Source organism: Limnohabitans sp., assembly GCF_031539175.1.
In the GTDB taxonomy this organism is placed as follows: Bacteria; Pseudomonadota; Gammaproteobacteria; order Burkholderiales; family Burkholderiaceae_C; genus Limnohabitans.
Window position 1 is genome coordinate 24,326 of sequence record NZ_JAVKLQ010000048.1, and the last position, 7,856, is coordinate 32,181.

A 7,856-nucleotide genomic window follows, 5' to 3' on the forward strand; every position below is an offset into this window, starting at 1 on the left:
CCCACAAAAAGCTTGTCAATTTAGATCAAAATTTGCGCTTTGCTGTATAAATATACAGTATTTGATGGATCTGTCAAAACCATCTTCGCAAGCCGCGAAATTACGCCAAATTCAGACTGAAATCTCCTATTTACCGGCGTTTCAAGCCCCAATGTCGCCAACATTCCCGCCATCTGGAGTTACACGTTAAAGGTGTCAGACCTACGATTTCAGGCCAGTTTTAATAGAACCAACCTAGCCATGAAATCAACACAAATTCCTCCTTCTGTCATCGCATTTCGCCCCCGTTCAAACGGTCATGCTGAAAAGTGCAAATACATGACTCTTAATCAAATTTCAGAGCTCATGGCACATGCAGCGGTAATGACCAAGAACGATTTGAGCGAAGCCTCAAAGAGTCAGATTTATGCCACTGACAGAGACGAGTTTCTGGACTTCAATGCCCACCAGAGCGTCAATACGAACCCCTCAACAAACAAAGGAGTTCGTTCATGAAATCAGAAGATCGACAACAAAGATCTATGGAAAAAATAAACACCATCGGAAGTGAAATTACTGCCCTCAGTTTTCTAAAAATGCCCGATCTTTGGCGCCTGTGGGATCAGCATTTCAAAGAGCGTCCCACGCACCCAAACCGCAGACATCTTGAGTCCCGCCTTGCCTACCGCCTGCAAGAGCTAGCTTTTGGGGGGCTCAAGCCTGCCACGCGAGACCTGTTAGCAAATTTTGGTGAACGCCTGTCTTCAATCAAGACCAGTACACGCCCCATCACGGCGCTGCTGCCTGGCACGATATTGATTCGTGAATATGGTGGCCAAGATCACCGCGTCACTGTCACGATTGACGGAAGATTTGAGTATGGTGATTACAAATACCCGTCCCTCTCATCAGTTGCTCGGCAAATCACAGGAACGCAGTGGTCAGGTCCTGCCTTCTTTGGTTTAACTCAAGGAGGTAAGCAATGAGTGAGATCAAACGTAAAAGATGCGCGGTTTACTGCCGAGTCTCCTCGGATGAGCGTCTTGACCAATCCTTCAATTCAATTGATGCACAGCGAGAGGCTGGCATGTCGTTTGTTGAGAGTCAAAAGGATGAGGGCTGGGAGCTCGCACCTGATTTCTATGAAGACCCGGGCTTTTCTGGCGGCAACATGGAACGCCCCGGATTGAAAAGGCTGCTCAAAGACATCCAAGCCGGAAAGATTGACATCGTCGTGGTGTACAAAATCGACCGTCTCTCGCGCTCGCTTGCTGACTTTTCCAAGATGGTCGAAGTGTTTGACCATTACAACGTCAGCTTTAGTTCAGTCACTCAACAAATTAACTCAGCGACCTCAATGGGACGCTTGATGCTCAATGTCCTACTGTCATTTGCACAGTTTGAGCGAGAGGTCTCGGGCGAACGAATTCGCGACAAGATTGCGGCGTCTAAGCGCAAAGGTATGTGGATGGGAGGTCCTGTACCACTGGGCTACATTGTTAAAGACCGCTTGCTCTTAATCGAACCGCAGGAAGGCGAATTGGTTCAACGAATCTTCGAGCAGTTTATTGACAACAAGTCGACGACACAAATCGTTAAAGATTTGAACCAACAAGGGATTCAGACAAAGAAGCAGAAGTCATTCTGTAAGCAAGGCATCTACAAGATTCTCCACAACCGTGCATACATCGGTGAAATCACACATAAAGGCGAGAGCTTCCCCGCTCAGCACGAAAGATTGATTAGCCAAAACCTCTGGGATGAAGCGCATGCAATCCTAGCCAGCGACAAGCGTTTGCGTAACCGCAAGACATGGGAACGAAAGGATAAGCATGACTTCTTGTTACGCAACATCGCATATACGGAAGATGGCGACTTGCTCATACCTACGGCTACAAAAAAGCCCAACGGCAAGGTTTATCGGTACTACGTCATCAACAAGAAGTTGCACATGGGGGCAGAAACAAGCCAATCATGGAACTTCAATGCAGACCAACTGGAGACAGGTGTGATGGAGAAGTTGCTGGAATATCTACGCAGTGACCATATGGTGGACAAGTATTGGGAGCAGATCCAAAAGATCAACCCAGGCATTGATGAACCACAAGCAGTCATGTTGCTCTTTCGAAGAACGGCAGAGCTGTGGAACCAATTTTTCCCAGTCATGAAAATCGCAATTATTCAGAGCTTGGTTAAGCGGGTAACCGTCAGGCACAACGGCGCAGAAGTTCTGATGCGCTATGAAGCCTTAGGTGATTTTGTAAAAGCCATCACCTCAAAGGACTCGAGGCTGCACATCGAAGTGTTGGAGGTAGCGTGAACGTCGAACAGAAAGATGCGCCTAAAACCTCGGCTAAAGCAGCAGAGGTACTTCCCTTTAACCCGATTCTTTTTAAACAACGCGGAAGAAGAAAAACGATCATTTCTCCAAATGCAGAATCAGTTGAGACGCATTTAATAAAGCCGGGGACTAATAGCGTGTTGATCAATGCGATTGCAAAGGCTTTTTATTGGGCCCACCTTATCAACAATGGCGTAGTCAAAAGTGGTTCAGAAATTGCCAAAAAAGAAGGTGTCGAAGTTAGCTCAGTAAACGAGCTAATTCGATTAACGTTGCTGGATCCATCAATCGTTGAGAGCATTCTTACGGGCACTCAACCAGCAGCTTTAAACATTCAATGGTTCACTAGACATCCCCTACCCATCGACTGGAGTAATCAACGCGCATTAATAAGCGGTGTAACTTAGGGGGTAAATCACGGCGTACCAAGCTTGCCCTCGGTCACTAGCAGCTTCTATGGCTAAAACGAGACACCTAGGAATTACCTCGATTCGCTGTATTACATCAGACACACGGAACGGAGTCCCAATCAGTGGTGTAACTCGGCGACTTGCGCTCCTGCCTCATCTGCCAAGATTGGTAGGCGCCTTGGGTGGAGACTTTGACCGTGCCACGTCCAAACCGCTTGTTTAGGCCATCCAGCGCATCCATCAAGCGCGTGTCAGTCGCTTGGCTAGGCTCTAACCAATCCGCTTGGTACTGTCCCACTGGCGCAATCTCACCCAGCGTGATCCCCGCTTTTTTGTACTCATAGCCAGGTTTAAACAAACGCCCCACTAGGTAATCGGCCCAACGGTTGACCACCAAGCTGTCGTTGGTCGGTTGCGGCAACGGCAAGGTGAAGGATGGGTTGTATTGAGGCAAGTCGCTTCTGAAACGGTTGGTGTGCAAGAACACTTGAATCAAAGAAGCATGGGAGCCTTGTGCGCGCAGCTTCGTGCAAGCGTTGGCGACGAAAGTGCTCATGGCGTCTTTGAGCACCTCCACCTCTCGGACCATTTGGCCAAACGATCGACTGCTGACGATTTGTTTTTTGTTAGGCACCATTTCTTGCAAATCAATACAGACCGTGCCTTGGAGCTCGCGTTGCACTTTCTCAATCACCACACCGAACTCAGCTCTCAAGGTCGCTGTGTGTGCTGCGCGTAGATCTTGAACCGTCTGGATGCCATGCTCCGCCAGCCGCGCAGACAGTCTGCGGCCTACGCCCCAGACCTCGCCCACTTCGATTTGGCTAAGTAACTTGTCTTGTTGCGCGTCGGTTAAGTCGTTGTAGTTGAAGACGCCCTTGGATCTGGGATGCTTCTTGGCAATATGGTTGGCGAGCTTCGCCAATGTTTTGGTAGGTCCAATGCCCACACACACGGGGATGTCCGTCCACGCCATCACGCGCTCGCGCATTTGATAGCTGACCTCTTTCAATTGAGGCGTGCCTGTGAGGTCCACAAAGCACTCATCAATGGAGTACACCTCGTGCCTGGGTGAGTAAGTGCTGAGGATAGACATCACCCTGTTTGACAGGTCGGCGTACAAGGCATAGTTGGAACTCAGGGCAAGGATGCCGTGCTCTTCGGCAAGTGCTTTGCACTCAAACCACGGCTGCGCCATCTTGATGCCCAGGGCTTTCGCTTCGTTTGAGCGCGACACCACGCAACCGTCGTTATTGGACAGCACGACCAAGGGCACGTTTTTCAGATCAGGCCGGAACACGCGTTCGCAACTGACATAAAAATTGTTGCAGTCCACCAATGCAAGCTGCTGCTTCATGGGTCGACCGTTTCAACCTTCACCGTTTTCAGCATGATGGGTTTGACCAAAATCTTGTAGCTGTCTAGGTCGAAGTTATTTTGTTTGAATGCGTTGAGCTTGCTGGTTGTGCCTACCTTGGAGCACTGTGTGCCCAAGTAGCACCAGTTGTTGACTCGGTGTCGTTGCACCCATCCGTCGGATTCTTCGATCACATCAATGGGGCCGCTGAAAGGCCAGACCTCTACCTGTGAATCTACCAACGCAGACAAGAGACGCTGGTCATGGGTATGCCGATCTTCCTTGCCCACGCACGCACCAAGGCAGGTTTTAATCTGTAACCCAAAGCAGCCGCGTGCCGAAGTTTTCTCCAACCCCAGAACAGACATGCACAGTCTGTGCTGCTGAGACAGCTCTTTGAGCATGGCCTTAGCGGCATGGTCGGATGAAAACAGGCCATACAGCCCTGCTGTCTCGCCGAGGTTGACAGATTTGCTGTCCACGACTTCTGGCAAGTTACCTTTATCCGTTGAGGTCAGGCGAATTGAGCACAGCGTTCTGACCCTGCGCAGCCGTTGGTTGAACAGCGGGCTTTGTTCTTTGATCATGCGTGACTCCAGCAACAGCGCACCAATCTCACCCGCTGTCTCAACGAAGTCAATGCGTCGTGTCTGCGCAATCATGCTGGCTTCGTCAGGTGCTCGGAGATGACTCATCACCCGGCTGCGAATGTCGACGCTCTTGCCAATGTACAGAGGCAACGTCCCTTCCCCTTTGAAGATGTAGACACCTGGCGTACGTGGCAATGCAGCCAGACTGGCTGGATCAATCTTGTGCTCGGTCACGCTTGGATGTGTCATCGATCAACACAGCTTGTGAATATTGTTGGTCACCACACCCCAGACCACAAAGTCATCCTCTTCCTTGATGAGGCGAGGTGGATAGATGGGGTTCTCCGCCATCAACTTGACCACGCCGCCACGGCGGTAAAGCCGCTTGACCGTGAACTCGTTATTCAACTGGGCAACTACGATGTTGTTGTGCTTAGGGTCCATGCTACGGTCTACCAGAAGCGCATCACCCTCATAGATACCTGCACCCGTCATGCTGTCGCCCTTGACGCGAAACACATAGGTTGCGGCTTTGTTGCGAATCAAGTGCTTGTTTAGGTCAATCTGCTCTTCCGCGTAATCAGCTGCTGGCGAGGGAAATCCTGCATGCACAGCCCAGTTACATACGTTGAGCATGAGACGCTTGTAAAACAGCTTGGCAGGCTTGTCGTTTAAATATTTAGATGCTTTCATAAATATATAATACTGGATATACGTACAGCATTGCAAGAGCGCGCAGAACTTAACTTATGACAAAAATTGCACCTACAGCTGGCACCAACGGCAAAAGACATGCCATATGCCCATCAAGCGTGGTTTGAAACTTCGAAGGCCCTACTAAGACGCAACATCAACACTTTAGAGTGCATTTTTTTAATCCAGGTACCACGATCAAAACCGTTGATAGAACGAGCAAATTCGGAAAAGCCGATGCTGCACGGCAGTGGATAAATATTGACGATCCAGAACTTTTGGAGATCTAGCGGTGAAGAACAAAGAGAACACATCACCCGTACTAGCGTTTGTAGACATCGAGACAACTGGTTCTCACTTCGAGCGCGATCGCATCACCGAAATCGGCATCAAAACTCTGACTCCCACTGATGTGATCGAATGGGAAAGCCTGATCAATCCTGAAACTTTTATTCCACTAAATATCCAAAGGCTGACAGGGATTTCACCAGACATGGTGGCCGACCAGCCCACGTTTGAAGAGCTTTCGCTGCAACTCAAGGAAGAGCTGGAAGGCAAAATTTTTGTCGCCCACAACGCGAGGTTTGACTACGGCTTTATCAAAGCGTCGTTCAAACGACTGGGCATGGATTTCAGGCCTAAGGTGCTGTGCACGGTAAAGCTGTCGCGCCTGTTATTTCCCGGACAGCCTAGGCACAACTTAGACACACTCATTGCAACCCACGGACTAGAGGTCAGTGCCAGACACAGGGCCATGGGCGACGCTGATTTACTCTTGCAGTTTTGGCGTGTGTGCGAACAGGCAGTTGGCAAAGCGCGGCTACTAGAAGCCGTCCACCAGTTGACTGCAAGTGTCAGCCTACCGCCCAACATCAACCAATCTGTGATCGACAGCATTCCCGACACGCCGGGTTGCTATATGTTCTATGGCGAACACAACGCGCCGCTCTACATTGGCAAAAGCATTGCCATGCGCACCCGCGTGATGAGCCACTTTCAAAGTGCCCTCACCGTTCGCAAAGAAATGAAGTTGTCGCTGCAGGTGTTTCACATTGACTGGATCCAGACCAGTGGCGAGCTGACCGCGCTGATTCTTGAATCAAGGCTCATCAAAGAGCGCATGCCAAGCATGAACATCAAGCTGCGCAAATCAAAAGATTTGTGCGCATGGCAATTGGTCACTGACAGCGCAGGCGTTCAAAAGCCAACGCTGGTGACGCACGCGCAGTTGCAACCCGGCCTGCAAGACAATTTGTATGGACTTTTTTACAGCAAAAAAGAAGCCCATAGTTACTTGGCCGCGGTCGCCAAAAAATACCAGCTGTGCGAAGCCCTGCTGGGCCTGGAAAAAGCAGTGGAAGGAAAGCCTTGCTTTGGCTACCAAGTCAAACAATGCCAAGGGGCTTGCATTGGCAAAGTGTCTTTGGATATGCACCATTTGAAATTGCAAACCGCACTCAACCTTTACAAAGTTCAGGTGTGGCCTTTCGAGGGCGCCATAGCCATCAAGGACGGCGACAGCATGGTGGTAATTGACAAGTGGTGCTACCTTGGCATTGCAAACGATCATGATGAGCTCTACAGCTTGGCTGAATCTGGTCAGGCAGAGTTTGATCTAGACATCTACAAGATCGTCAAAAAAGCGATAACTGGATCTCATAAGCAACATGTCATCCAGCTCAGAAAGATGTTTGAGACGACGACATGACTGAAAAAATTTCTCTGTTCCCACTTTCCCACGGGCTATTTCCAGATGGCATGCTGTCGCTGCAAATTTTCGAAGTTCGTTACCTTGATTTGATCAAGCGCTGCTATCAACAACAAATCCCATTTGGTGTGGTTTGGTTAAAAAAAGGCAGCGAGATACAGGTGCCAGGCGAGATACCTCTGCTACACATGCATGGATGTACCGCACACATCCGAAACTTTGAACAAGTACAAGCCAACTTATTTCGTGTGATTTGCCAAGGTGGGATTCGTTTTGAGTTGCGCAACACATACCCCGGCCCTTTGAGTGTCTGGCAAGGTGAAATTGTCTATTTGCCCAACGATGAAGAGATTGAACTACCGCCCTACTTGCAACACCATGCTGACAGGCTCGGTAAAGTAATAGCAAGTGCCCAGCAGCAAGGGCAAAGTCACAGACTTCCCATCTTCAAACCCTACCAGCTTGATCAGTGTGGATGGGTTGCAAACCGATATGCAGAAGCAATGGACATCAGCACCGAAGAGAAGCTTGAACTGCTTTGCGAGCTTGATCCATTGAAGAGAATGCAAAAGATAGATGCTCTGATCGAATAAGAATAATACCCCTGCACAGTAGGCAGTTGCTTTGCTGTTTTCAGCAATGGCGGATTCAAGGACGAAGTGCAACAAAGATGAACTGGTTATAGGTGGCTGAGGATGCGAGAGCATCATGGCCGCTTTAACCGCCAAATCGAAATTGCCCAATGTACAAGCACCTCAGCCGAGAAGAACGATACCAA

General features: G+C 49.5%; 9 protein-coding genes. 6 read left to right on the forward strand and 3 right to left on the reverse strand.

Annotated elements, in window-relative coordinates:
• The first annotated feature begins 240 nt into the window (after positions 1 to 240).
• The 4 genes from RMS95_RS08465 to RMS95_RS08480 are packed head-to-tail and all read left to right on the forward strand — an operon-like array spanning position 241 to position 2,727.
• The gene (locus RMS95_RS08465; protein ID WP_310615115.1) at positions 241 to 495 is read left to right on the forward strand and encodes a hypothetical protein; all 255 of its coding nucleotides are present in this window, start codon (positions 241 to 243) and stop codon (positions 493 to 495) included.
• Positions 492 to 965: a DUF2924 domain-containing protein gene (locus tag RMS95_RS08470; RefSeq protein ID WP_405023338.1), complete on the forward strand. Its 474-nt coding sequence runs from the start codon at positions 492 to 494 to the stop codon at positions 963 to 965. The genes RMS95_RS08465 and RMS95_RS08470 overlap by 4 nt, the downstream gene beginning before the upstream one ends.
• Positions 962 to 2,299: a recombinase family protein gene (locus RMS95_RS08475; RefSeq protein WP_310645286.1), complete on the forward strand. Its 1,338-nt coding sequence runs from the start codon at positions 962 to 964 to the stop codon at positions 2,297 to 2,299. Before RMS95_RS08470 ends, RMS95_RS08475 begins: the two co-directional genes overlap by 4 nt.
• Positions 2,296 to 2,727, forward strand: coding sequence for a hypothetical protein (locus RMS95_RS08480; protein ID WP_310615113.1), 432 nt, complete (start codon positions 2,296 to 2,298; stop codon positions 2,725 to 2,727). The genes RMS95_RS08475 and RMS95_RS08480 overlap by 4 nt, the downstream gene beginning before the upstream one ends.
• 97 nt (positions 2,728 to 2,824) lie before the next feature.
• Here RMS95_RS08480 and RMS95_RS08485 read toward each other — a convergent pair whose 3' ends face one another.
• The 3 genes from RMS95_RS08485 to RMS95_RS08495 are packed head-to-tail and all read right to left on the reverse strand — an operon-like array spanning position 2,825 to position 5,313.
• A complete protein-coding gene (locus RMS95_RS08485) occupies positions 2,825 to 4,087 on the reverse strand; it encodes a Y-family DNA polymerase (protein WP_310645288.1) in 1,263 nt (420 codons plus the stop codon).
• On the reverse strand, positions 4,084 to 4,926 hold the full coding sequence (locus tag RMS95_RS08490; RefSeq protein WP_310615111.1) for an endonuclease: 843 nt from the start codon (positions 4,924 to 4,926) through the stop codon (positions 4,084 to 4,086). Before RMS95_RS08490 ends, RMS95_RS08485 begins: the two co-directional genes overlap by 4 nt.
• Positions 4,927 to 4,929: 3 nt before the next feature.
• On the reverse strand, positions 4,930 to 5,313 hold the full coding sequence (locus RMS95_RS08495) for a translesion error-prone DNA polymerase V autoproteolytic subunit (protein ID WP_310645290.1): 384 nt from the start codon (positions 5,311 to 5,313) through the stop codon (positions 4,930 to 4,932).
• Positions 5,314 to 5,662: 349 nt separating this feature from the next.
• Here RMS95_RS08495 and RMS95_RS08500 point away from each other — a divergent pair, with 349 nt between their 5' ends.
• Together RMS95_RS08500 and RMS95_RS08505 are read left to right on the forward strand one after the other, a co-directional pair.
• Positions 5,663 to 7,078, forward strand: a complete 1,416-nt coding sequence (locus RMS95_RS08500; protein ID WP_310615109.1) for an exonuclease domain-containing protein — start codon at positions 5,663 to 5,665, stop codon at positions 7,076 to 7,078.
• Positions 7,075 to 7,671 carry an LON peptidase substrate-binding domain-containing protein gene (locus RMS95_RS08505; RefSeq protein ID WP_310615108.1) on the forward strand — a complete coding sequence of 199 codons (597 nt, stop codon included), beginning with the start codon at positions 7,075 to 7,077 and terminating at the stop codon, positions 7,669 to 7,671. The genes RMS95_RS08500 and RMS95_RS08505 overlap by 4 nt, the downstream gene beginning before the upstream one ends.
• Positions 7,672 to 7,856: the final 185 nt, after the last annotated feature.